Below are 24,374 nucleotides of genomic sequence, written 5' to 3'. Positions count from 1 at the left end.
TGCTGAGCGACGTGCCTAGCCTTCGCCGCGGGCGATGACGGGGAGCTGTGGCGCTTCGTCGACATTGAGGCTGAACAGATCGGGCCGCGCATAGTGGCCGATGGGGTCGAAATCCAGCTTGGCGCCGATGATGTCGTCGAGGTCGACATCGGCGGTGAGGATGCCTTCCTCGTCCAGCAGCGGACCGGCCAGCACTTCTCCCAGTGGGCCGACGATCACCGAGCGGCCGTGCATCATCCAGGCGTCGGGGGCGGCGTCGATGCGGCTGGCGTAGTCTTCAGGGAAGTCCGAGCGGCGCATCACCTGGCAGGCGCTGATGACGAAGCAGCGGCCTTCCATCGCCACATGCCGCATGGTGGAGATCCAGGTCTCCCGGTCGTCGGCGGTGGGCGCGGCCCAGATCTCGACGCCCTTGCCGTAATAAGCGGCGCGCAGCAGCGGCATATAGTGTTCCCAGCAGATGGCGCCGCCGAGCTTGCCGTAGGGCGTATCGACCACGGTCAGGGTCGAGCCGTCGCCGAAGCCCCACACGAGGCGCTCCGAGCCGGTCGGCATCACCTTGCGATGCTTGCCGAGCAGTCCCTCCGGGCCGAGATAGAGCACAGTGCAGTGAAGCGTTCCGCCATCGCGCTCGATGACGCCGACCACCACATGGATGTCGTGCTCCGCGCAGGCCGCGGCGAGCTGGTCCACTTCCGGTCCCGGCACCGTGATAGCGCCGCGCACGTAGCGGACGAAATCCGCCCGCCCCTCGGCCGTCCGCCGGCCGACGCTGCAGCCGAAATCCAGCCCCTTGGGGTAGCCGCCGATGAAGGCCTCGGGGAACACCGCGATCTTCGCCCCCGTGGCGGCGGCTTCGGCGATGAGGGCGACGGTACGCTGGGTGGCGGCCGGGCCGTCGAAGGGGATGGTTGCAGTCTGGACAGCGGCCACCTTGATGCTGGGCATTTCGCTCATTCCTTGTTGTGTGCTGCGCCGTTCCACAGCGGGCGATCGAGATCGAAGAGGTCACGCGTGCGCGTGTAGGCCGTCGGGCCGTGCATCCGGGCGACGAGATCGAGGGCGAGGCCGTCCACCCGCGGACGGGCTGGATCGCCGGTCAGCACATGGGCGGCATAATGGGCGTGCAGCACCTCGCCGACGACCAGAAGCTGGCCAGGGCCGGTCTCCAGCAGATGGGTCATCCGGCACTCGAGGGCGACGGGGGATTCGGCGATGCGCGGCGGCCGCACGCCGATGCTGGGGACGGCCGAAAGGCCCGCCAGAGCGATCTCGTCCACCTCGGGCGGTGCATCCACGCAGGTCGCGTTCATGGCCTCGACGAGGGCGTGGGGGACGAGATTGACGACGAATTCCCCGGTGGCGCGGATGTTGGCGGCCGTGTCCTTCTCCGGCTCCGGCCGCGCGAGGATGCCGAGCGCCACCACCGGCCGGTCCGCGCCAAAGACGTTGAAGAAGGAATAGGGCGCGGCATTCACGACGCCATCGGCGCTCATGGTGACGACCCATGCGATGGGTCGCGGCAGCACGGTGGAGGCCAGCAGCCGGTAGCGCATCTCGGCGGAGAGGAGGCTGAAGTCGAAATGGCGCGTGGCGGGGCCATCCGGGGGCGCCGCGGCCTGTGTCTGGGTATCGGTCATGATGTCCCTGCGGCCGGCGTCAGGTGCTCCGGCCAGCTGGCGGACGACGGCCCTCGCGCGGGGCGGGGCCATCGTCTCCATGGTGACGGACGGCGGCCTCAGGCGCGAAGGATCTTCACGCTCTTCACATCGAAGCTGCCGGTGGCGATCTCCTTGTCCACCTCGCCGGCGATGGCCGTGTTGATGAACTTCGGCACGTCGGGCATACGCGGCAGGAGCTTGGCCTCCACGCCCCATTTGGCGAGGGTTTCCATCTGCGCGATCTGGGCCGGAGAGAGGGCGACCTTGATGTCGGTGAAGGTCTTCGCGCTCCACGCCGGATCGTAGCTCGACGCCTTCTGGAGCACCGGTTCGGGAATGTTCTTGGCCGGCTCCAGCGAGCGAAACCAGCTGTTCGCCAGATCATTGTTCTGCGCGGCGAAGAACAGCGCCTGCGCATTGGCGAGCAGCAGACGGCGCAGCACGTCCGGCTTCTGGACAAAGCGGTTGTTGGCGGCGAGCACGATGACCGGGCTCAGGTTCTCCGAGACGACCACGGCATTGCCCGTGCTCTCGAAGAAGCTCACGAAGGGGTCATAGGTGAAGAACGCGTCGATGCGCTGGGCGCCCACGGCATCGGCCAGTTCCGCCGGGCCGACGTTCACGAAGGTCATGTCCTTGCCGGGCACGAGGCCGGCCTTCAGCACGGCGTCCTGCGCATTCTGGAAAGCGGTGATGCCGAAGGTGCCGTAGACCTGCTTGCCCTTCAGGTCCGCCATCTTGGTGATGCCGGATTTCTTGGTCGCCAGAACCGCCGAGCGGAAGCGGGCCTGGGAGGACACGGTCGTCACCGGCGCGCCGATGGCCATGGTGGTCACGGCGGCGAAATCGGAGAGCGTGCCCACGTCACCCGCGCCGGAGACCAGCGCCTCGGTGATGGCCGGCGAGGCGGCGAGCTGGATCATCTCCATCTTCAGCCCGTTGCGGGCGGGGATGTCCGTGCGCATCAGCACGTGGGCGATCTGGGCCGACACGGTGGTCGTGTTGAACCAGCACATGCGGACCACATCCCCTTCCTGCGCGCGCAGGATGGAGGGGGCGGCCAAAGGAAGGGTGGCGGCAAAGCCTGCGGCCAGCTGGCCGAAACGGCGGCGTGAAAGTCCTGAGGTCATGATTATTCCCCTTTTTGCCATTCCGGCTTGAGCGTTTCCCACAGGTCGTTGACCGTGGAGACGAACCATGGATCGGAGCGCATCTCGGCCGTGCGCGGGCGCGGCAGCGGCACCAGAACCTCCTCGCGCACCCGCCCCGGACGCGGGCTCATCACCACCACGCGGTCGGCCAGGAACACCGCCTCATCGATGCCGTGGGTGACGAAGATCACCGTCTTGCCCGCCTCCGAGGAGATGCGGGCGATCTCCTCCTGCAGCAGCACGCGGGTCTGCGCATCGAGGGCGCCGAACGGCTCATCCATCAGGAGGATGTCGGGATCGGGCGCGAGCGCCCGGGCGATGGCGGCGCGCTGCTTCATGCCGCCGGACATCTGGTGCGGGAACTTGTCCTCGAACCCGTTCAGGCGGACCATGGCGATGAGCGCGCGGGCGATCTCGGCCCGCTCAGCCCTGCCCATGCCCTTGGCCTTGAGCCCGAATTCCACGTTCTGCTGCACCGTCATCCAGCCGAACAGCGCGTAGTCCTGAAACACCACCGTACGGGAGGGACCGGGCCGGGTGATCGGCCGGCCATCCTGGAGCAGTTGCCCACTGGTGGCGGACTGGAAGCCAGCGATGATGCCGAGCAAGGTGGACTTCCCGCAGCCCGATGGACCCAGCAGCGAGATGAACTCGCCGCGGCGGATGCGCAGTGTCACGCCATCGAGCGCGACGACGGGCTCCTCGGTCTTGGACCCGTAGACCTTCCCGACATTGCGGATGTCGATCTGCACGTCCTCGGGCGAGAACTGGGAGGAGAGACCGGAAGAGATGGCGGGAGAGATGAGTGCGGCGTTCGCGGTCATGGCTGGTTCCTCAATTGCGCTCGGAGGGCGCCCAGGCATTCACCCGCCGCTCGATCCGCTCGAGGATGGCCGACATGGCGAAGCCGACGAGGCCGATGGTGACCATGCCGGCCACCACGTTGTTGATCTGGAACAGCATCCGGGACTGCTGGATCAGGTAGCCGAGGCCGGTCTGCGCGGCGATCAGCTCCGCCGTCACGACGCACATCCAGCCGACGCCGAGGGCGATGCGCAGGCCCGGCAGGATGATCGGCAGCGAGGCGGGGATCAGCACGTCCCAGAACAGCTGCCAGGGCTTGGCGCCGAGGCACAGGGCCGCGTTCATCTGGTTGCGGTCGAGGCCGCGCACCGCAGTGTAGGTGGCGACGAAGGCGGGAAAGACCGCGCCGAGGAACACGAGGAAGTAGGACGCGGCATCCCCGAGCCCGAACCAGAGGATGGTGATGGGGATCCACGCCAGCGGCGGGATCGGCCGCAGGGCCTCCACCACCGGCCGCACGAAATCCGACACCGAGCGCCACCAGCCGCACACGAGGCCCAGCGCCAGCCCGACCACACAGGCGAGCAGGAAACCAACGGCGACCCGCTGAAGGCTGGCGGCGAGATGGATCCACAAGGAGCCATCCACGGCCATGTCCCACAGGGCCTGCGCCACGGCGAATGGCGACGGCAGGAGGAAGCCATCCACAAGCCCAAGCCCCGTCACCGCCTGCCAGAAGGCGAAGAAGGCGGCGAGGCCGAGGCCGGCGCGGACCGACTTGTCGGCGAGAAGCCGCGACCAAGGCATCTTCCGCGTCGCCGGCACCGACCTGTCGGGAACCGCCGTCATTGCGCCCGCTTCAGCGTTCGCTCCCATCGGAACATCCTCCTTCAGCCCGCCTGCCGGCGGCTCGTCCGTGCGATCAGCCATGGCCAGAGGCTAAGATATGTCGGTCAATTCCGTCAATTCGCCAATGCCGGAAAAATGGTGATTGATCGGGCAGCAACGCTGACGAATGCGATCAAAGAGGCGGCAAGCCGCACATTCTTTAAGCGCAGACATCGAATTTTTATCGGCTAAAACCGATGCTAGACCTCACCGGCCAGATCGGACATGGTGCATCCATCGGGGGAAAGTGACAGTGACGGCGGACATCGAAGAGAAGCTGGCCCGGATCGGCATCACCGGGACGCTCTACAAGCTCTATCTGACGGCAGTCGGCCTCGGCGGCGCCTCCATCACCGAGGTCGCCGCGAAGGCGGGCCTGGCGCGCACCACGGCGCACGACGCGCTGGCGAAGCTGGAGGAGGAGGGGCTGATCCGGTTCGTCGACCAGGGCAAGCGGCGCTTCGTGGTCGCCCAGGACCCCGGCGTGCTGCTGGAGCGCATCGAGGCGCGCCGGCAGATGCTGGAGGACGTCATGCCGGTCCTGCGGTCCATGTATCACCACGAGACCGGCAAGCCGAACGTGCGCTTCCATCCCGGCCCGGAGGGTATCCGCACCACGCTGTGGGACACCCTCTCCGGCGGCGACACGGTGCTGCGGGCCACCCTCTCCATGAAGGAGCTGATGGCCGAGCCGGGGCTCGACGAGATGGAGCGATACCTCACCGAGCGCGCGCGGCGGGGCATCTGGCTGCACGTGATCCGCTCGGCGGAACGCGACATCGCCCCCATCTGGCCATCGAGCGACGAACAGCGGCGCGAACTGCGCTACGCGCCGCCCGCGCACCAGTTGGCCATGACCTGCTTCATCTATGGCAACAAGGTCGCGCTCATCTCGTCCGCCCGCGAAAGCTACGGCATGATCATCGACAGCGCCGAGTTCGCCGCGTTCCAGGCGTCCATGTTCGACGCCATGTGGAGCCTCAGCATCCCGACGTGAGACGGGGGATCACTCCCCTGTCCGCCGCAGCAGCCGCAGCGCGTTGGCAGTCACGAGCACGGTCGCGCCGGTGTCGGCGAGGATGGCCGGCCACAGGCCGGTGATGCCGGCGACGGTGGTGACGAGGAACACCGCCTTCAGCCCCAGCGAGAGGCCGATGTTCTGGCGGATGTTGCGCATGGTCCGCCGGGACAGGTCGATCATACCGGCGATATCCCGGACGCGGCCATGCAGCACGGCGGCATCCGCCGTCTCCAGCGCCACGTCGGTGCCGCCGCCCATGGCGATGCCGATATCAGCCGCAGCCAGCGCCGGCGCATCATTGATGCCGTCGCCCACCTTGGCGACGACCTCACCCTGCCGCTTCAGCTCGGAGACGATGCGCTGCTTGTCCTCCGGCAGAAGCCCGGCGCGCACCTCAATGCCGAGCGCGCGGCCGATGACGGCGGCGGTTCGGGCGTTGTCGCCCGTCAGCATCATCGTGCGCAGCCCGCGTTCCTTCAGCGCCGCGAGCCCCGCCGCCGCATCCGCGCGCGGCTCGTCGCGCATGGCGATGGCGCCCGCGAGCACATCGCCGACGATGACGAGGGACACGGTCTTGCCCTCGTCGCTCAGCCCTGCGAGGCGCTCTTCCGTCTGCGGTTCGAGCGCCACCCGCGCAGCCCCTGCCGCGACGGAGCCGAGGAACACCTCGCGCCCCTCAACGATCCCCGTCACCCCCTTGCCGCCCAGCGCACGACCCTCGCTCGCGGCGGGAATGGAGAGGCCATCGGCGGCAGCACGGTCGAGGATGGCCTTCGCCAAGGGATGGCTCGATCCGCCCTCCAGAGCGGCAGCAAGGCGCAGCACCTCCGTTTCGGGCAGCGCGAGGCCGATCACGTCCGTCACATTCGGCCGTCCCTCGGTCAGGGTGCCGGTCTTGTCGAGACAGACCACAGTGACCTTGCCCGCCGTCTCCAGCACCGCGCCCCCCTTCAGGAGCAGCCCGCGGCGCGCGCCGGCGGACAGGCCCGAGGCGATGGCCGCGGGGGTCGAGATGACCAGCGCGCACGGGCAGCCGATGAGCAGGATGGCGAGGCCCTTGTAGACCCATTCGCCCCAGCCGCCGCCCAACAGCAGCGGCGGGACGGTCGCCACCAGCGCGCCGATGACCACGACGGCGGGGGTGTAGATCCGCGAGAAGCGGTCGATGAGCCGCTCGGTGGGCGCGCGCGCCTCCTGAGCCTCCTCCACCAGCTTCACCACGCGAGCGATGGTATTGTCCTCGGCCGTCGCAGTGACGCGCACGGTGAGCGCCGCATCGCCGTTGACGGTGCCAGCGAATACACCCGCGCCGACGCCCTTGGTCACGGGCGCGCTCTCGCCGGTGACCATGCTCTCGTCGATCCCGCCCTCTCCCGCGACGACCTCGCCATCGGCCGCGATGCGGTCGCCCGGACGCACGAGGATGGTATCCCCCACGGCGAGCTGCGCCGCCGGCACTTCCACGAAGTCGCCACCCCGCGCCACCAGCGCCGTCTTCGGCACCAGGGCCGCGAGCGCCTTGATGCCATCGCGCGCCCGGCCGGCGGCGAAGCCTTCCAGCAGTTCGCCGACAAGGAAGAGGAACACGACGGCCGCAGCTTCCTCCGCCGCACCAATGATGACCGCGCCCACGGCCGCGATGGTCATCAGCGTTTCGATGGTGAAGGGCATGCCGACCGCTGCGGCTGCGAACGCACGGCGGGCGATGGGCACGAGGCCGACCAGCATCGCGGCGATGAACAGGGGTGTCTGAACCTGCGGCAGGATGAGGCCGGCCAGGAAGGCCGCCGCGAAGGCGGCACCGCTGGCAAGGGTCAGTCGCGCCTTGCCGTTGGACCAGAACCCGCCCTCCCCCGGTTCCGCACCATGGGCGTGATCGTGGCCGGCGGCAGGCGCATCCCGATCCGGAGGATGGCTGGAATGGTCGTGCCCCTCGTGGGGATGATCCGCGTGATCATGCCCGCCATGGTCATGGCCCCCATGGGCACCATGATCATGATCGCAGCACGCCTCGTGCGCCTCGGCGGGAGCGGACGTGCGGGCCGGCTCGGCGTTCGCGAGGGCGAGGCCATAACCCATGGGCTTCAGCCGCGCCGGCAAGGCCGAGAGATCGGCACCGGAATCGTGCCGCACGACCAAGGTCGCCGCCGCCACGGACACGCTCGCCTCCGCCACTCCGTCCAGACGGCTTGCCACGGCCTCGATCTTCGCTGCGCAGGATGCGCAATCCATGCCTGAGACGCGATAGCGAGTCTGAACCTGCCCGGCTGTCATGATGCCGCCTTTCCTTTGGTCATGGTGGCAGCCTAAATGCTCTAGTAACTAGAGGAGCAACCCCCATGGCTCCGGTGCAGGCGCACCTCACAATCGGCGAAGCCGCCCGTATCAGCGGCGTGAAGGTGCCCACCATCCGCTTCTACGAGGAGACCGGCCTGCTGCCGCACCTGCCGCGCAGCGAGGGCAACCGCCGGCTCTATGACGATGCGCAGGTGAAGCGCCTCGCCTTCATCCGCCATGCCCGCGAGCTGGGCTTCGGCCTTGATGCCATCCGCACGCTGCTGACCTTGCAGGATCGCCCCGACCAGCCCTGCGCCGAGGCCGATGCCATCGCCGGCGCTCGCCTCGACGAGGTGCGTCGGCGCATCTCCTCCCTGAGGGCGCTGGAAGCGGAGCTGGAGCAGATGGTGCAGGCCTGCGCCCACGGCCAAGTCGCCGAATGCCGCGTCATCGAGACGCTTGCCGACCATGGTCGGTGCAGCTTCCACCGCGACATCGAGACCTCCCGCGACACGGCTCCCCACCCGGCCACGCAAGTGCACGCGAGGACAAAGGGGCGACGCTAGCGACTACTCGGCCTCGTTGCCGGTGTCCGTCCTCCCGCCGAGCGCGCTGCGCCGCAGGCGACTCGGTGAAGTGCTCGTCCAGCGCCGGATGGCGCGGCTGAAACTGGCGTTGGAGCCGTATCCCACCTCCGCCGCCACGGTCCGAATGGCGCTGCCAGTGGCGGTGAGGCGGGCGATGGCCTGCTCGGCGCGCACCTTGTCGATCAGCTCGGACAGGCTGGCCCCCTCGGCGGCCAGCCGGCGTTGCAGGGTGCGCCGGCTCATGAACGCGAGTTCGGCGATGCAGGCGAGGCTCGGCTCGGTGCCGGCTTCCATGAGGGCTGGCAGGATGGTGGTGATGGAGCCGGCCAGCGTGCCGTCGCCGCGGATCACCGCAGAACCTGCGGGGACGGCAACGTCGGCAACCTGCCGCCCGTTCACATAAGGTCGGTCGAGCACCGCATCGGAGAAGACCATGGTCACGGTGCGGTTCGCCGCCGGGACCACCTCGCAGCCGAACTGGGCGCTCATGCCCTCAACCCCGTGGCGCGGGTGAGGCGTCAGTTCCATCCGCTCGATCAGCGGACCCTCATGGCCCGTGCGCAGGGCCACGGTGCGGATCAATGCGGCCACATACTGGTGCACGAAGGACAGGTGCTCGGCATCCACGGGCACGCGAAAGGCGTGGCGTACCGCGCCGCCGCCGGGATCGGGCGTCAGGGTGAACAGCTCGTGGGAGCCGTGGTGCAGATAGGCGCGCGCCACCTTGATGAAAGCCTCCCGCGGTGTGCGGGAGGTCATGACGATCTGGCCCAGAAAACCGAGCTCCTCGATCCCGGCATGGGCGACCATCCGGCAGGGCACATCATGCCCCTCACGCCCCACGACCTCCATCAGCAGGCGGATTCCGGCCATGAGCGGGATCGGACGGTCACGGTCCTCGATCAGCCCGGCCGGCAGCCCGGCGTCGAGCAGCATCTGGTCGAGCGAGTAACCGCTATCGCGCAGCCAGACCATGAGCGGCGCGATGGCCGCGGCGCGCACCAGAGGCAGTGTCGTGGTCACGGGTGCCCTCGTCTTCCAATCTCTTTCTCGACCGGCTTGGCTTACGGCGACCCGACGTAGCGGCCACCGCTCAAGCTGGACAGTAACAGAGCCTGTTCACACGCTTTCACCGTGGCGCGCAAGATCAAAACCCGCACGGCGTGAGGACTTGGCTTCACACCCGCGCGAACGGAGGCCCTGTTACGAAACGTCAATGATTGCAAGGACGCACGTGAAAACCCGCATTCCATCAGAAATACCCTTGCGCAAGCCCACTCTGCCGTTGCTGCGTGGCCACACCCGGCCGGGAATAGCGTGGGCGGGGCAGTTCCGCCCCCGCGGCTGCGCTAGGATGGCGCGGCCGGCGCATGACAAGACCCGGCGGGGCGCCCCAGGACGGCGCCGGCTCAAGACGGGGGAATTATGGTCCGGGGGCATCAGTTCGAAACAACGGCCGCACACCGCTCGGCCGGGTCAGACGGCACAGCTCGCACGCGCCGGGGGGCGCGAGTGGGATTGCGCGCCGCGCTCGCCATGCTGGTCGCGGGCGCGATGCTGGCGATGGCACCTGCGCGTCCTGCCCACGCTGCGGACCTCAGCGCGGCGCCCGCTCCTCAACCTCAGGCGGCGTCCGGCTGGCAGTATCAGGCCACCTTGTACCTGTGGGCGACCGGCATCGACGGCAACATCGGCATCCGCCGCCTCCCGGCCATTCCGGTGGACATCACCTTCGGCGACGTGATGCAGAACTTCCAGGGTGCGGTGATGGGCAACTTCATCGCCAAGAAGGACAACTGGACCCTGTTCGCCGACGTGTTCTGGTCGCAGCTCGGCACCAGCAAGAACCTGTCGACCGCCGGCCAGCCCCTCGTCGATTTCTCCCAGCGCCTGTTCATCCTGTCCGGCGCCGCCGGCTACCGGCTGCCGGTGGGGGACGCTGATTTCGACCTCTCCGCAACCGCCGGCTTCCGCTATCAGCGTCTGTCGGCCAACACCTCCCTCAGCTCCATCTTCGTGCCCTTCGCCTTTTCCGAATCTGACTCCAAGGACTGGCTCGACCCGACCTTCGGCCTGGCGCTGCAATGGAAGCTCAACAAGCAGTGGTTCCTGAACGCGCTTGCGGACGTCGGCGGCTTCGGATTGCCGGCGAGCTCCAAGCTCTCGGCGCAAGGCCTCGTGGCGGTGGGCTACAACTGGAATGAATCCTGGTCGACGGCGCTCGGCTATCGGGCCCTCTACACCGACTATGAATCCATCACCTCGCCCACCCGCGACTTCCGCTACAACACCACCATGCATGGGCCGTTCATGAGCATCGGCTACCACTTCTGAGCACCCTCACAGTGCCCGGGCGACGGCAGTCGCCCGGGCACTGGCTGCGCTTTCTCTTGCGCTGCAGCGAGACTTGGTCTAGCTAGCCCGGCCTTCCGCACCCGCATACGGCAAGGAGGCCCGATGACCGCCTGCGGCCTCGATTTCGGCACCTCCAACACGACCCTCGGCCTGAACGGATCCAACGGCCCGCGCCTCGCGCGGCTGGAGGGCGCGTCCGACACCCTGCCGAGCGCCATCTTCTTTCCCTGGAACGGCACGCCACTGGTGGGCCGCGCCGCCATGGCCGCCTATGTGGGCGGCGAGCAGGGCCGCCTGATGCGCGCCCTGAAATCCGTGCTCGGCACGTCCCTCATCGAGGAGACGACGCCGGTCGGCCGTCGCCGGCTCGGCTTCAAGGGCGTCATCGGGGAGTTCCTCGCCGAGGTAAAGGCGCGCGGCGAGGCCGGGGCCAACGGGCCGCTGCGCGAGGTCGTCCTCGGCCGGCCGGTGCATTTCGTCGATGGCGATCCGGACGGCGACAAGCGCGCCGAGGAGACGCTGGGCTCCATCGCCCGCGACATCGGCTTCAGCGCCCTCTCCTTCCAGTTCGAGCCCATCGCCGCCAGCCTCGACTATGAGCGGCAGGTGGCCGGCGAGGAGCTGGCGCTGATCGCCGACATCGGCGGCGGCACCTCGGACTTCTCCATCGTGCGCATTGATCGCGGGCACCAGAATTGCGCCGACCGCGCCTCCGACATCCTCGCCAACGAGGGCGTGCGTATCGGCGGCACGGATTTCGACCGGCACCTGTCGCTGGCCGTGGTGATGCCCCTGCTGGGCCATGGCAGCCCGCTGAAGCGCAAGGGCCTCGCCATGCCGGCGGCGCTCTATCACGACCTCGCCACATGGTCCGCCATCAACCGGCTCTATGACGGGCGCACCGCGCGCTCCATCCGCGAGCTGGAACGCGCGGCGGCGCAGCCGGAGCTGGTCTCGCGCCTCGCCCGCGCCGTCGAAGAAGAGCGCGGTCACGGCCTCGCGCTCGACGTGGAGGCGGCCAAGATCCGCGTCGCCGAGGAGGGCGCCACGGAACTCGATCTCGCCGTGCTGGAGGCCGGGCTTTCGGTCGGCATTTCCCATGACGACCTCATCGCTCACACCGGGCTCCTCGCCGAGCGAATCGCCGGGCGGATCTCGTCCTGCCTCTCCGCCGCCGGACTGACGGCGGACGCCATCGATGCCCTGTTCCTGACCGGCGGCTCGACCCGCCTCGCCCATGTACGCGCGGCCATCTGCGCCTGCGTCCCTCAGGCCCGGGTGATCGAGGGCGACACCTTCGGATCGGTGGGCACCGGTCTCGCCATCGAGGCGGCGCGGCGCTACGGCGGCTAAGGGTTCGCGCCGCCCACAGGTTGCGCGCATCCTCCCATCGGCCATGCTTCCCTTGGACGCGCGGGCATGCTGTTCTCTCCTCCGGACGGCGGCAATGACAAAGACCGGCCGCAGGAGGAAACATGAGGTACGCCATAGCCTTGGGCCTCGCGCTCGCCGCGACGGCCCTGTCCGTGACCACCCCTGCCGCCTATGCCCAGACGCCGGCCGCACCGGCCCAGGCTGTTCAGGCGCCGCAACCGCCCCTCACCGGCACCTGCTCGCAGCAGCGGCTTTGCCAGCTCAAGAAATTCTACGAAGTTGCCAACTTCAGGATCGGCGGCCGCTACGACCTGTCGAGCCCGGACAAATGGACGAACGGCGGGGAAGGCGGCACGACGCTGGAATCCCTCGGCGCCGGCCCGGCGAAGACAGCCTACATCGCGCTCGGCACCCCGAAGCGCAACGCCGCCGGCGAGATCACCAACGCTGTGGTGATCAATTCCTTCTATTCCGGCGACGCCACCGACATGTACGCCCAGTGGGTGGAAGGCACGGCCCTTTCCGGCGGCTCGGTGATCGGGCCGGGCAAACCCATCGACACCGACCAGTATTACGTCGTGCTTGTGGACGCCCTCGGCCTGTGGGGCACCAGCAAGCCCTCGGAAGGGCTTGGGCAGAAGTTTCCGCAATACAGCTACCAGGACATGGTGCAGGCCAATTACCGGATGCTGCGCGACCACCTGAAGGTCGCCCGCGCCTCGCTCGTCACCGGCGTCTCCATGGGCGCCACCCAGACCTATGTCTGGGGCGTGATGCATCCGGACTTCATGGACGGCCTGATGCCCATCGGCGGCACCAGCCAGTCGGACGGCGAGGACCCGGTCGGCAACTGGACCTTCCAGCTCATGTCAGCCGCCATCGAGAGCGACCCCCAGTGGCGCGCCACGGGCGGCAATTACTACAACCTCCCCAAGGACAAGCACCCCAATCAGGGCGTCGCCTTCGGCTGGTCGATCCTCAACCTCACCGGGTTCGACTTCCAGCACCGCTCGCAGCAGGACTGGTCGACGGTGCAGCGGGACGTCTTCTACTGGAACCCGCCCAACCCGCAGGCCGGCGCCTCCATCGCCGCCCGCTCGCTGCTGTTCGATGCGGTGGACCTGCTGTGGCGCAACCGTGCCGGCGAGACCTACAACATCAATGCCGAGCTGAAGCGCATCAAGGCGCGCACCCTCGTGATGCACATCGAGAACGACCAGTGGCTCACCTTCGACCGCGCCAAGCGCACGGTGGAGAAGGTGCCCGGCGCGGACTTCGTGCATGAGAAGAGCCCGGTCGCCCATTACGGCGTCTTCCCCATCCTGAAGAATCGCCAGTTCGATCCCACCGTGGCCGCCTTTCTCGGCGACGTCTCCCGCCTCACCCGCAATCGCGAGATGGCGGCGAAGACCTACCGCACGCCCTCGGTCGCGGCCGACATCACACCCGACAAGTCGTTCTGGAACAGCTTCGTCACCTATCCCTTCCCGGTGAAGAAGACCAAGGCGAAGGACAGCCGCGGTGTCGAGTGGGACATCGGCTACATGGACGAATATGCCGGTACGGCGACCAATCCCGACGTGCTGGTCATCGTCCACGGCAAGGGCGCGTTCGGCGGCCACTACGGCAACATCATGCGCATCGCGCTGGAGCGTGGCCTGCGTGTGATCGCCGTGGACATGCCCCATTACGGCATGTCCGGCCCCGGCAACCTCGACAAGAGCCCGGCCCGCACCCTGCAGGACATGCGCGACGTGCTGCACGAGGTGGTGGTGGACCAGCTGAAGGTTCCCAAGGCCGCCTATCTCGGCCATTCCATGGGCGGGCAGATTGTGCTCGGCTACGCCCTGTCCTGGCCCGAGGCGGTGACCAAGCTGATCCTCGAAGCACCGGCCGGCCTCGAGGAATATCCCCGCGAGGTCACGATCGCGCCGGGCAAGAAGCTCGACCTGTTCGATCCCGCCTTCGCCCACGATTTCGACGCCTGGAAAAAGGCGTGGGACCAGACCGGCCTGCGTGAGCGGGAGAAGAACCTCACCGCCCAGCAGATCGACGACTTCTACCACTTCCGCAGCCGCGATCCCGTGACCGGAGCTGTGACGCCCCAGCGCAACGGCTACTTCCTGCGCGACAGCGAATATGCTCGCCTCCACACCGCCCAGCGCATCGGCATGATCAAGGGTGATCCGCGCGAGCTGCAGCAGTGGGTGGACGTGTTCACCTTCGACATCTACGCCATGGTGGCGGAGCTTCAGGAGAAGGACCCCAAGAGCCTCTACAAGCGGCTGACCGACATCAAGGTGCCCATCTTCCTCGCCTTCGGCGACAAGGAGCCCTTTATCCCCGGCACCGCCTTCAACGGGCTCACCGATCTCTCCCGCCAGCTCGTGCTGCCCTTCATGCGCCGCATGAACACGGCGGGGCGCGACGTGCAGGTGAAGATCTATCCCGGCACCGCCCACTTCATCCACACGGACGAGCCGGTCGCCTTCGCCGAGGATGTGGTGGACTTTGTGGAAACCGGCCGTGTGCCCGCCGGCGCGCCGGCAAGCATCGACCGCCTCATTCACGGCGCCCCCGCCGCCGCAGAGGCCGCCCCGGCCAAGGCTGCGGCGCCGACCGGATTGAACAAGTAGGCGCCGCCAAAAGGTTTGCGCTCCGGCCCCGGAGCGCAAACCGCCCTCGGCGCGCCCCTGACAAGAGGCCTCCATGCAGACGCTCGACGTGAACGGCCTTCGCCTCGCCTACCGGGAATGGGGCGCGGGGGACACGACCGTCCTCTTCGTCCACGGCAATCTCGCCAGCAAAGAGTGGATCGAGCTGGCGTCTCCCCACTTCCCGCGCGGCGTGCGCACCGTGGCGGTGGACTGGCGCGGCTGCGGCGACAGCGACAAGCCGGCGCCCGCCGCCGACTTCTCCAACTATTCCATTGCCCAGCATGCCGACGACATGATCGCGGCGCTGGATGGGCTCGGCATTTCCTTTTGCCACCTCGCCACCCACTCCACGGGCGGCATCATCTCGACGCGCATGATCCTGAAGCAGCCGGAGCGCTTTGGCCGGGTGTTCTCGCTGTCGCCGGTCGGCCCGCAGGGCATCGACTTCCCGCCCGAGAAGACCGCCTTCTTCGGCCAGATGAAGGAAAGCCGCGACCTCACCCGCCAGATCATGGCCGCGACCGCGCCCAGCCTGTTCGTGGATGAGACGCTGTTCAAGGGCCCTGCCCGCTTCATCCCCGACGCCGGCCCGCGTGCCGCCCTGTTCGACCGGATCGTCGATCAGGTCTGGGCGGTGTCCGACGGCATCTGGTTCGGTACGCCCGACACCCTCACGAAGGAAGCCAAGAGCGGCGAGCTGAAGGGGAAGATGGCGACCATCCGCCATCCCCATCTCGTGGTCTGGGGCATGCGTGACGGCGTCATCAAGGAAGCCGACATGGTGGAGATGGCTGCGGTGATGCCCGATTGCCGCTTCGTCGCCGTCCCCGGCATCGGTCATTCCATGAATTTGGAGGCGCCGGAGCTTTATGCCGGCTATTTCGGCGCGTGGTTCGGCGGGATCTGACCCTGCCGCCCTCCGCGCCTGTATCCGGGCGCGTCCAGTCCCGGAACCGGTCACTTCGCCCACCTCGAGCCCGAGCCGGTGACGCTACCGGAGCTTGACCACCGCGTCGCAGGTGGGGTTCAAAGGCAAGGGGGCGCCGGATCATCCGGAGACCGATCGCGGGCCGAGCCGCCCTGCGCATCGGCCCCTGATGCCCGCCGATATGGAGTCCGCAGCCCATGTGGGACCGCCATCCGATCCGGCTCTCGCTCGTCCACATGCTGCCCAAGGTCGCCGACGTCCAGGGCGTGCCGCTCGCACCACTGTTCGGCCGGGCCGGGCTTGCCGATGCGACGCCCCGTGATTGCGCGCTCGATGACACATCGCTCGGCGGCGATCGCGTGGTGGCCCGCGGACAGATATCGACCCTGCTGTTCCATCTCGCCCGGCGCAGCGGGGAGGCCGCCATCGGGCTTGATCTCGCCGATGCCGCAGATCCCACGCGGCTGGGCCTTGCCGGCCGTGCCCTGTTCGCCGGGCGCACTTTGCGCGACTGCTTTTCCGCCCTTCACCACCAGATGCCGGACCTGCAGGGCGGTGTCTCGGTCGCGATCGAGGAGCGCGACGGCGTCGCGCGCTGGCGTCACCGTCTCGCCGACAGCGATCCCGAGCACGCGCAGGTGCTGAACGAGGGCGTCGCCACCTTCGTCCTGCGCGCGATGCGCGCCATCGCAGGCGCGGATGCGGCGCCGCTGCACATCCGCTTCGCCCATCGCGCGAAGGCGCCGCCCACGCTCTACGAGGATCGTCTCACTGCCGGCGTCAGCTTCGGTTCGGGCGACGGGATCGAGATCACGTTCGATGCCCGATGGCTCGACAGCCCAAACGTACTGTTCGCCCCGGCACCCGATGGCGGCGGTGCGCCACTCGCCGCTGTTACGCTGAGCGACGATGCTCTCGTCGGCATGATCGAGACCCTGTTCGACAGCGCTGCCCTTACCGGCACCCTCTCCCTTGTGGATACGGCCCGAAGCCTCGGCCTGTCGCCCCGCACCCTGCAGCGGCGGCTCGCCCGGCTGGGCACGTCCTACGAAGAGCAGTTGGACCTCTGGCGGCACGCGCAGGCGCGGCTGCACCTCGGCGGATCGTCGGTGCCGGTCGCGTCGGTGTCGCGCGCCCTGGGCTATGGCCATCCCGCGCATTTCGTCCGCGCATTCCGGCGCTGGGAAGGTCGCACGCCCCTCGCCTTCCGGACCTCCGCACGGCTCGACCTGTAAGCGCCGCGTTGGCGCCAAATGGCAATTGAGAAGCCCCCGCCGCTCCCGCTAGAGCAAGAGCCGGCTAAGACCGTGACATGCGGGGGACATGAACGGGCGCAGGCCGAGCGCGGAACGGTCACTGGCGGAGAGGTCATGCACGGGCAGAGCGGCTGCGCCGTCGCACATCAGGGGACTGGCTCCGTCGAGGACGCACCAGCCGCGGCCGGCGATCCGGACATGATCCGGATCGCCGGCGGGCTGTTCCGTATGGGCTCGAACGATCATTATCCGGAAGAGGCTCCCGTCCATCAGGTGCATGTGGATGCCTTCCTCATGGATCGCACCCCCGTCACCAACCGCGCCTTCGCCCGCTTCGTCGCCGCGACGGGTTACGTGACGGTCGCCGAGCAGGCGCCCCGGCCGGAGGATTATCCCGGTGCCAATCCCGCGCTGCTGGTGCCCGGCTCGCTGGTGTTCCGCATGCCCTTGGACGCAGGCGATCCCGACGACTGGACCCGCTGGTGGCAATTCGTGCCTGGCGCATGCTGGCGCCACCCGCAGGGACCCGGCAGCGATCTAACCGGCAGCGAGGACCACCCCGTCGTCCACATCTGCCACACCGATGCGGCCGCCTATGCGGCATGGGCCGGCAAGGCGCTGCCCACCGAGGCGGAATGGGAGTTCGCGGCGCGTGGCGGGCTTGATGGCGCCGCCTTTGCCTGGGGGGACGAACTCGCCCCCGGCGGCGTTCACCGCACCAACACATGGCAGGGGCGCTTTCCGGTAGAGAACCTCGCCGAGGACGGCTTCGTCGGCACATCGCCCGTCGCGGCCTTCCCGCCCAACGGCTACGGGCTCCTCGACATGATCGGCAATGTCTGGGAGTGGACCGACGACTGGTATCGCCCGCACCATCCCGCTCCCGCGGAGAAATCCTGCTGCCTGCCCCGCAACCCGCGCGGCGGGACCATCGAAGACAGCCTGGAATGGGCCGCCCCCGGTCTCGCTTTGCCCCGCAAGGTGCTCAAGGGCGGCTCGCATCTTTGTGCGCCCAGCTATTGCCGTCGCTATCGGCCGGCCGCGCGCCAGCCGCAATCCGTCGATACCGGCTCCGTGCACATCGGATTTCGATGTGTGCGTCGCCTCACCAGCTGACGAGGTATCAGGTGACTGATCGTAACGAGAAGACTGAAGAGAAGGTCCCGAGCCGCCGAGATGTGCTGGCCGGAAGCGCCGGCTTCCTCGCGGCCGTCGCCGGCCTCTCTTTGCTCGCCCCCGGCGCACGGGCGCAGGGGACGCCGCGTCCGCACATTCTCTACATTCTCGCCGACGACCTCGGCTTCGCCGACGTGGGGTTCCACGGCTCGGACATCAAGACACCGAACATCGACCGCCTCGCCGCCGGCGGCGCCAAGCTCTCCCAATTCTATACCCAGCCCCTCTGCACGCCGACCCGCGCGGCGCTGATGACGGGGCGCTATCCCATGCGCTACGGCCTTCAGGTGGGCGTGATCCCGTCCGGAGGCACCTACGGCCTCGCCACCGAAGAATTCCTGTTGCCGCAGGCGCTGAAGGAGGTGGGCTATCGCACCTCCCTCGTGGGCAAGTGGCACCTCGGCCATGCGGACCAGAAATACTGGCCCCGCCAGCGTGGCTTCGACAGTTTCTACGGTCCGCTGGTGGGCGAGATCGACCACTTCAAGCACGAGGCGCACGGCGTCACCGACTGGTACCGCGACAACACGCTGGTGAAGGAAGAGGGCTACGACACCGACCTGTTCGGCGCCGAGGCGGTGCGGCTGCTGGGTGCCCATGATCCCAAGACCCCGCTCTTCCTCTATCTCGCCTTCACCGCTCCGCACACGCCCTATCAGGCGCCGCAGCGCTATCTCGACATGTACGCGCACATCGCCGATCCCTCACGGCGTGCCTATGCGGCGATGGTCACCGCCATGGACGACCAGATCGGCAAGGTGGTCGCGGCGCTGGATGCGCGGGGCATGCGCGAGAACACGCTCATCGTCTTCCATTCGGACAATGGCGGCACCCGCAACAAGATGTTCGTGGGCGAAGGGGCGCTGGCCGGCGATCCGCCGCCCAACAACGCCCCCTATCGCGACGGCAAGGGCTCGCTCTACGAGGGCGGCACCCGCGTGGTGGCGCTCGCTAACTGGCCCGGCCGCATCAAGCCGGGGCAGGCGGACGGGGTGATGCACATCGTCGACATGCTGCCGACCCTCGCGAAGCTCGCGGGGGCGGACCTCAAGCAGTCCAAGCCCCTCGACGGCAAGGATGCCTGGGCGGCGCTCGCCGCCGGCGCCCCCGGCCGCGACGAGCTGATCTACAACGTGGAGCCGACCACGGGCGCCGTGCGCGACGGCAAGTGGAAGCTCGTCTGGCACGTCCTGCTGCCGCCGAAGGTGGAGCTGTTCGATCTCGACGCCGACCCTGAGGAGAAGACCGACCTTTCGGCGCAGAACCCCGCGAAGGTGGCCGAGCTGAAGGACAAGGTGGTCGCCCTCGCGCGCACCATGGCGCCGCCCCTGTTCTTCTCCAATGCCCTCAAGGCCACCCTCTCCGCCCCGCTCGCGACGCCAGATGCCGGCCTCTACGAACTGGAAATGGAGGATGACTGACGCCTTGCCGCCGCCGCGGCCGGGCTGAAGAGCGAGCCTTCAGCTTTGCATGGCCGTCGGCAGCACGATCTCGGCCCGGAGGCCGCCGCCGGGGCGATTGGCGAGGGTCAGTTCGCCGCCATGGGCCTTGACGATGCTGCGGGCGATGGCAAGGCCGAGGCCGATGCCGCCGGTCTCGCTGCTGCGCGAGGGTTCCAGTCGCACGAAGGGCTGGAACGCGTCCTCGAAACGATCTTCCGGCAGGCCCGGCCCATCGTCCTCGACCCGGATGGAGACGGTGCCCGGCCCTGTCTGGCCAACCGTGACTTCAGCGCGGCGCCCATAGCGCACGGCATTGTCCACGAGATTGCGCAAGGCCCGCCGCATGGCGACCGGCCGGCATGGCAGCAGGACGTGAGCGGCCATCTGGTCCGCCATCCCCGCGTCTGCGCCGACGCCAGCGAATTCCTCCACCACGTCCGCGCACAGATCCGCGATGTCCACCGTCCGGGTCTCCTCACTCGTCGCCTCGGCGCGGGTGAAGGCGAGGGTCGCCTCGCAGATGGCGACCAGTTCGTCGATGGTCGCGACGATGTCGTTGCGCACCTCCACGTCGTCCACGAACTCCGCCTTGAGACGCAGGGTGGTGAGCGGCGTGCGCAGGTCGTGGCTGATGGCGGCGAGCAGGCGCATGCGGTCGCGCACGAACTGGCTGAGGCGCTGCTGCATGGTGTTGAAGGCGCGCGTCGCCGCCGCCACCTCGGACGGTCCCCGCACGTCGAGCGGCGGGACACTCTCACCGCGGCCGAACCGTTCGGAGGCATCGGCAAGGGAACGCAGGGAGCGGGTCTGAAACCGCACGCAGGCCACCGTAACCAGCGAGACGGCCAGCGCCGAGATGAGGAAGGAGAGCACGATGGGCCGGCTCCAGATGCCCGGCAGGCCCACCACCGCATCCACATGCAGCCAGCGCTGACCCGACAGCGGCACGCTGAGCGCCACAACGCCGAGACCCGGCCGCAGAGGGCGACTGGGCCCACCCGTGCCACGGCGCAGCCAGGGAAAATCCTCGCTGCTGCGCTCGGGGCAGCGGCTGTCCCACTGGCCGTCGGTGTCGATGTGCACCGCTGGCGCTCCGTTGCCGACGCCATGCAGGCGCCGCGACAGGAGGCGGGCGAGCCCTTCCTCCGTGGAGGTCATCTCATGCGGGTCGGGCGGGTCGGCGGAAACCCAGGCGCAGGTGCCGCGCGTGGTGAAGGCGCCTGCGAGCCGGTCGGTCTGCTCCTGCGGCATGGATTCGATGAGGCGGGTGAGCGTCACCGTCTGGCTGAGCGCCTGCCCGCGCACGATGCCTGCCACCACCGCGTCATGCTCGCTCTGGAGAACCAGCACCAGCAGCACCTGCGCCAGCGCCAGAGTCGCCACCAGCAGCAGCACCAGCCGCCCGGCGAGGCTGCCGGGCCAGAGGAACCGCAGAAGCCGGTTCGCAAGTCCTCTCACGCCTCCACCTCCACCGGCGCGGCGAAGACGTAGCCATCGCCCCACACCGTCTTGATGAGGGTGGGGTTCTGCGGGTCGCGCTCGATCCGGCGCCTCAGGCGGCTCACGAGGTTGTCGATGCTGCGGTCGAACACCTGGGCCGGGCGGCCGGCGGTGATGTCGAGCAGCTGGTCGCGCGAGAGCACCACCGAGGGGCGCGTGACGAAGGCGAGCAACAGGCGGAATTCCGCGCTGCCGAGGCGCACTTCGCTGCCGGTCTCGTCCAGCAGCACGCGCCGGCCGGGATCGAGCTGCCAGCGGTCGAAGCGGTAGAGCGCGGGATCGCCCTGCTGCGCCCGCGCCGGCCCCTGCGCCCGGCGCAGGATGGCGCGGATGCGCGCGAGCAGCTCGCGCGGATTGAACGGCTTGGTGACGTAATCGTCGGCGCCCAGTTCCAGCCCGACGATCCGGTCGGTCTCCTCCGCCACCGCGGTGAGGAGCACGACGGGAATGTCGCTCGCCTGCCGGAGCTGGCGGCACAGGGTCAGGCCGTCCTCGCCCGGCATCATGATGTCGAGCACCACGAGGTCGAAGGTGCCGGTGCGCATCTGCTGGCGCATGTCCACGCCGCCGGATGCGACGCTGACCCGAAACCCGTTCCGCGTCAGGTATTTGGCCAGGAGTTCGCGAATTTCGCGATGATCGTCGACGACCAGGATGTGCGGCGTGCGTTCCATCTTGCCGTTGGGCTGCCGTTCTCTCGGGTTGGGACGCGGGCGCCGGCCGCGTTCCCTTCGGTGCGACTTGAGCCGACCGGCAGGCGCCCGGCCACCGCGAAATTGTATCCAACTGTATCAGCGCCGCCGCGTGGGACGAACATTTACGAAGCGACCGCTGCGGGACAAATTTTCCGGACGCGGATAAGGCATGAACATCCGCAGCGAACCCCGTAGCCAGACCGCCCCGCGCGTCCAGCCAGCACGCTCAGGTTTCGTCTGGAGTTGCAAAGATGTCGTTTGCCGCCGTGCGCCGCACGCTGATCTTCCTCCACCGCTGGATCGCGCTGATCCTGACGCCCGTCTTCCTCGTCATCATCGTCACCGGCGCGGTGCTGTCCTTCCGGCCCATCGTGAACAGCGGACAGGGACCACAGCCCGGCACGACCGTGGACGTCGCCGCCCTCACCCAGATCGTCGGCACCATCGAGAGGACCGGAAAACCCGGCGCAATCAGCGTGGTGGAGGGCGGCCCCGCGCTCCAGGTCCTGTCGCAAGACCCGGCTGTCGCGGGCCGCTGGGACGTCGCCAGCGGCGCCCACACCCCCGCGCCTTCGGGCGGCATCGACATCTTCCGCACCGCCGAGGGACTGCACAAGACGCTGCTGCTCGGCCTCGGCATCGTGGTGGAGATCGCAAGCTTCCTGATGCTCGGGATCATGGTGGCCGGGCCCTTCCTCGCCTGGCTGCGCTTCCGCAACAGCCTGTTGGGCTGGCACACGGCGATGGGCTGGCTCCTGCTGCCGCTCACGCTGACCTCGCCGGTGACGGCAGTGATGCTCTCGCTGCACATCGGCACCGGATCGCGCCCCGAGCTGCCGCGTGCCAAACGCCCGGTGAGCATCACCCAGGCGCTCGCCATCGCCGGGCCTGATCTCGACCTGAGCCGTCTCGCCGGCGCCCGCCGGTTCCGTGGCGGCACGGTGATGCTGCAGATTGCGCCGGATGCGACCGGCCGGAACGGGGGCGGCTTTGTGGTCACCGATACCGGCGTCACGCCGCTTGTCGGCGGCCCGAACCTCGTCAAGCAGATCCACGAGGGCACCTGGGGCGGCGCGTGGTCGGGGGCGCTCAATTTCGGAATTTCACTGGTTCTTCTGGGCCTTACCGTCACCGGGGTCTATTCCTGGGTGCGACGCAGGGCCCGCAACCGGGTACGGCCGGTGGCGGCCGGTGGCGATATCCTCGTCGCGCACGCCAGCCAGACCGGCACCGCCGCGCGTCTGGCGGGGGCGGTGTTCGAAGGGCTGGTTGCGGGTGGGGAGAAGGCGACGCTGGCGCCCCTCGGCGCGCTGAAGCCGGCCGACATCGCCCGCTTTCCCCTTGTCCTCCTCGTGGCCTCCACCACCGGCGAGGGCGAGGTGCCGGACGGCGCGCGGGCCTTGCTGAAACGTCTGAAAGCCAGTGATCTCAAGGGGGTACGCTTCGCGATGCTCGCCCTGGGCGACCGCAGCTACGCCAATTTCTGCGGCGGTGGCCGGCGCATGAGGGAGGCTCTGCTGGCGGCGGGCGCGGTCGAGGCGCTGCCGCTTCGGGAGGCCGATGGCGAGCCATCCGGCGCCTTCCGCGCCTGGGTGGACGCGGTGCGCGGCGAACTTGCCCTGAACTGCACCATCGCCGGCCTGCCGCCGGTCTCGCCGCCGCTCGCCCTCACCGTCGCCGACCGCCAGCGCCTTGATGTGCCCGGAACCGACAACACGCGAGAAACATGGAAGATTTTTCTGCAGAGCGCGGAAGATCTCGCCTTCCGTCCCGGCGATCTGGTGCGCATCGCGGCGGGTGCGGGAGAGCGGCCGCGCTCCTACTCGGTGGGCAGTTCCAGCCGGGTCGATCCGCGCCGCATCGCCCTCACCGTCCGGCTGCATGAATGGACCACAGAGGATGGCGGGCGGCATCTCGGGCGTGTCTCCGGGTTCCTGTTACGTGAAGCGGAACAAGGGGTTATGGTCGAAGCCCGGCTTGATCCGCATCCCGGCTTCAACCCGCCGGCCGATCCCTCCTGGCCGATCATGATGATCGCCGCCGGCTCCGGCATCGCGCCCTTCCCCGGCTTCATCGCGGAGCGGCGCGCCTCGGGGCGGGCGGGGCCGGCGTGGCTGATCTTCGGCAACCGCCATCGTGACGGCGATTTCCTGTGGCGCGATATGTTCGAGACGGCCCTCGCCGATGGCACGCTGACCCGCATGGACACTGCATTCTCGCGCGATTCCGACGACGGCGCGCGGGTGCAGGACCGGCTTCGGCAGCATGCTGCGGAGGTATTTGAATGGCTCGTTGAGACGAAGGCCATCGTCTATATCTGCGGTCGCCGGGCCATGGCGGAGGCGGTATTGAAAAACCTTGCGCAGGTGCTGGTGACGGAGGGCGGGCTGAAGCCGGAGGCCGCGCGGGCGGAGATCGGGCAGTGGGTCGCCGAAGGGCGGGTCCGCGTGGACACGTTCAACTGATGGCGCATATTGGCGCACTTTCACCAGGTGTCAGGTGGGTGTCAGGGCGGCATTCGGTGCAGGTTCGGGACAAGATTCAATTTCGGGGCGGGAAGGCAGGTTGCGCGTGCATGGTTTAGACGGCCAGACCGACCCGG

General features: G+C 68.5%; 19 protein-coding genes. 10 read left to right on the top strand and 9 right to left on the bottom strand.

Annotated features, from left to right (window positions below; translation table 11 throughout):
* Positions 1-15: 15 nt before the first annotated feature.
* The 5 genes from EJ105_RS00195 to EJ105_RS00175 all read right to left on the bottom strand — a co-directional run bounded on the left by EJ105_RS00195 (position 16) and on the right by EJ105_RS00175 (position 4,465).
* Positions 16-948, bottom strand: a complete 933-nt coding sequence (locus tag EJ105_RS00195; protein ID WP_250164859.1) for a carbon-nitrogen hydrolase family protein — start codon at positions 946-948, stop codon at positions 16-18.
* Between the two features lie 5 nt (positions 949-953).
* On the bottom strand, positions 954-1,640 hold the full coding sequence (locus tag EJ105_RS00190) for a flavin reductase family protein (RefSeq protein WP_250164858.1): 687 nt from the start codon (positions 1,638-1,640) through the stop codon (positions 954-956).
* Between the two features lie 98 nt (positions 1,641-1,738).
* Positions 1,739-2,791: an ABC transporter substrate-binding protein gene (locus EJ105_RS00185; protein WP_029556544.1), complete on the bottom strand. Its 1,053-nt coding sequence runs from the start codon at positions 2,789-2,791 to the stop codon at positions 1,739-1,741.
* 2 nt (positions 2,792-2,793) lie between these two features.
* Complete coding sequence (locus EJ105_RS00180; RefSeq protein ID WP_029556543.1) at positions 2,794-3,636, bottom strand: ABC transporter ATP-binding protein; 843 nt, start codon at positions 3,634-3,636, stop codon at positions 2,794-2,796.
* 10 nt (positions 3,637-3,646) lie between these two features.
* A complete protein-coding gene (locus tag EJ105_RS00175; RefSeq protein WP_250164857.1) occupies positions 3,647-4,465 on the bottom strand; it encodes an ABC transporter permease in 819 nt (272 codons plus the stop codon).
* 292 nt (positions 4,466-4,757) lie between these two features.
* On the opposite strand from EJ105_RS00175, the gene EJ105_RS00170 reads away from it, so the two are divergent.
* Entirely contained in the window at positions 4,758-5,501 is a 744-nt protein-coding gene (locus EJ105_RS00170) for a TrmB family transcriptional regulator (RefSeq protein ID WP_245279313.1), read from the top strand.
* Positions 5,502-5,510: 9 nt separating this feature from the next.
* On the opposite strand, the gene EJ105_RS00165 is transcribed toward EJ105_RS00170, so the two are convergent.
* Entirely contained in the window at positions 5,511-7,799 is a 2,289-nt protein-coding gene (locus EJ105_RS00165; RefSeq protein WP_250164856.1) for a heavy metal translocating P-type ATPase, read from the bottom strand.
* A 65-nt stretch (positions 7,800-7,864) separates the two neighbouring features.
* Here EJ105_RS00165 and EJ105_RS00160 point away from each other — a divergent pair, with 65 nt between their 5' ends.
* Positions 7,865-8,368 (top strand): MerR family transcriptional regulator, encoded by a 504-nt coding sequence (locus EJ105_RS00160; RefSeq protein ID WP_250164855.1) that lies wholly within the window; start codon positions 7,865-7,867, stop codon positions 8,366-8,368.
* Positions 8,369-8,371: 3 nt separating this feature from the next.
* On the opposite strand, the gene EJ105_RS00155 is transcribed toward EJ105_RS00160, so the two are convergent.
* On the bottom strand, positions 8,372-9,412 hold the full coding sequence (locus EJ105_RS00155; protein WP_250164854.1) for a helix-turn-helix transcriptional regulator: 1,041 nt from the start codon (positions 9,410-9,412) through the stop codon (positions 8,372-8,374).
* Positions 9,413-9,901: 489 nt separating this feature from the next.
* On the opposite strand from EJ105_RS00155, the gene EJ105_RS00150 reads away from it, so the two are divergent.
* The 7 genes from EJ105_RS00150 to EJ105_RS00120 all read left to right on the top strand — a co-directional run bounded on the left by EJ105_RS00150 (position 9,902) and on the right by EJ105_RS00120 (position 19,556).
* Positions 9,902-10,723, top strand: coding sequence for an outer membrane beta-barrel protein (locus EJ105_RS00150; protein ID WP_250164853.1), 822 nt, complete (start codon positions 9,902-9,904; stop codon positions 10,721-10,723).
* A 123-nt stretch (positions 10,724-10,846) separates the two neighbouring features.
* On the top strand, positions 10,847-12,097 hold the full coding sequence (locus EJ105_RS00145; protein ID WP_250164852.1) for an Hsp70 family protein: 1,251 nt from the start codon (positions 10,847-10,849) through the stop codon (positions 12,095-12,097).
* A 122-nt stretch (positions 12,098-12,219) separates the two neighbouring features.
* The gene (locus tag EJ105_RS00140; protein WP_250164851.1) at positions 12,220-14,754 is read left to right on the top strand and encodes an alpha/beta hydrolase; all 2,535 of its coding nucleotides are present in this window, start codon (positions 12,220-12,222) and stop codon (positions 14,752-14,754) included.
* A gap of 73 nt (positions 14,755-14,827) precedes the next feature.
* The gene (locus EJ105_RS00135; protein ID WP_250164850.1) at positions 14,828-15,682 is read left to right on the top strand and encodes an alpha/beta fold hydrolase; all 855 of its coding nucleotides are present in this window, start codon (positions 14,828-14,830) and stop codon (positions 15,680-15,682) included.
* 218 nt (positions 15,683-15,900) lie between these two features.
* Positions 15,901-16,938: an AraC family transcriptional regulator gene (locus EJ105_RS00130; protein ID WP_250164849.1), complete on the top strand. Its 1,038-nt coding sequence runs from the start codon at positions 15,901-15,903 to the stop codon at positions 16,936-16,938.
* 135 nt (positions 16,939-17,073) lie between these two features.
* Entirely contained in the window at positions 17,074-18,075 is a 1,002-nt protein-coding gene (locus EJ105_RS00125) for a formylglycine-generating enzyme family protein (protein WP_394042194.1), read from the top strand.
* Positions 18,076-18,086: 11 nt separating this feature from the next.
* Positions 18,087-19,556, top strand: a complete 1,470-nt coding sequence (locus EJ105_RS00120) for an arylsulfatase B (RefSeq protein ID WP_250164848.1) — start codon at positions 18,087-18,089, stop codon at positions 19,554-19,556.
* A gap of 39 nt (positions 19,557-19,595) precedes the next feature.
* Here EJ105_RS00120 and EJ105_RS00115 read toward each other — a convergent pair whose 3' ends face one another.
* Positions 19,596-21,035, bottom strand: a complete 1,440-nt coding sequence (locus EJ105_RS00115; RefSeq protein WP_250164847.1) for an ATP-binding protein — start codon at positions 21,033-21,035, stop codon at positions 19,596-19,598.
* Positions 21,032-21,751 carry a response regulator gene (locus EJ105_RS00110; RefSeq protein WP_024281143.1) on the bottom strand — a complete coding sequence of 240 codons (720 nt, stop codon included), beginning with the start codon at positions 21,749-21,751 and terminating at the stop codon, positions 21,032-21,034. Before EJ105_RS00110 ends, EJ105_RS00115 begins: the two co-directional genes overlap by 4 nt.
* Positions 21,752-22,023: 272 nt before the next feature.
* Here EJ105_RS00110 and EJ105_RS00105 point away from each other — a divergent pair, with 272 nt between their 5' ends.
* A complete protein-coding gene (locus EJ105_RS00105) occupies positions 22,024-24,237 on the top strand; it encodes a sulfite reductase flavoprotein subunit alpha (protein WP_250164846.1) in 2,214 nt (737 codons plus the stop codon).
* Positions 24,238-24,374: the final 137 nt, after the last annotated feature.

This window comes from Xanthobacter aminoxidans, from assembly GCF_023571765.1.
Classification (GTDB): Bacteria; Pseudomonadota; Alphaproteobacteria; order Rhizobiales; family Xanthobacteraceae; genus Xanthobacter; species Xanthobacter aminoxidans.
Note: the sequence above shows the minus strand (reverse complement) of the source record. Positions and strands in the feature narration are given on the sequence as shown.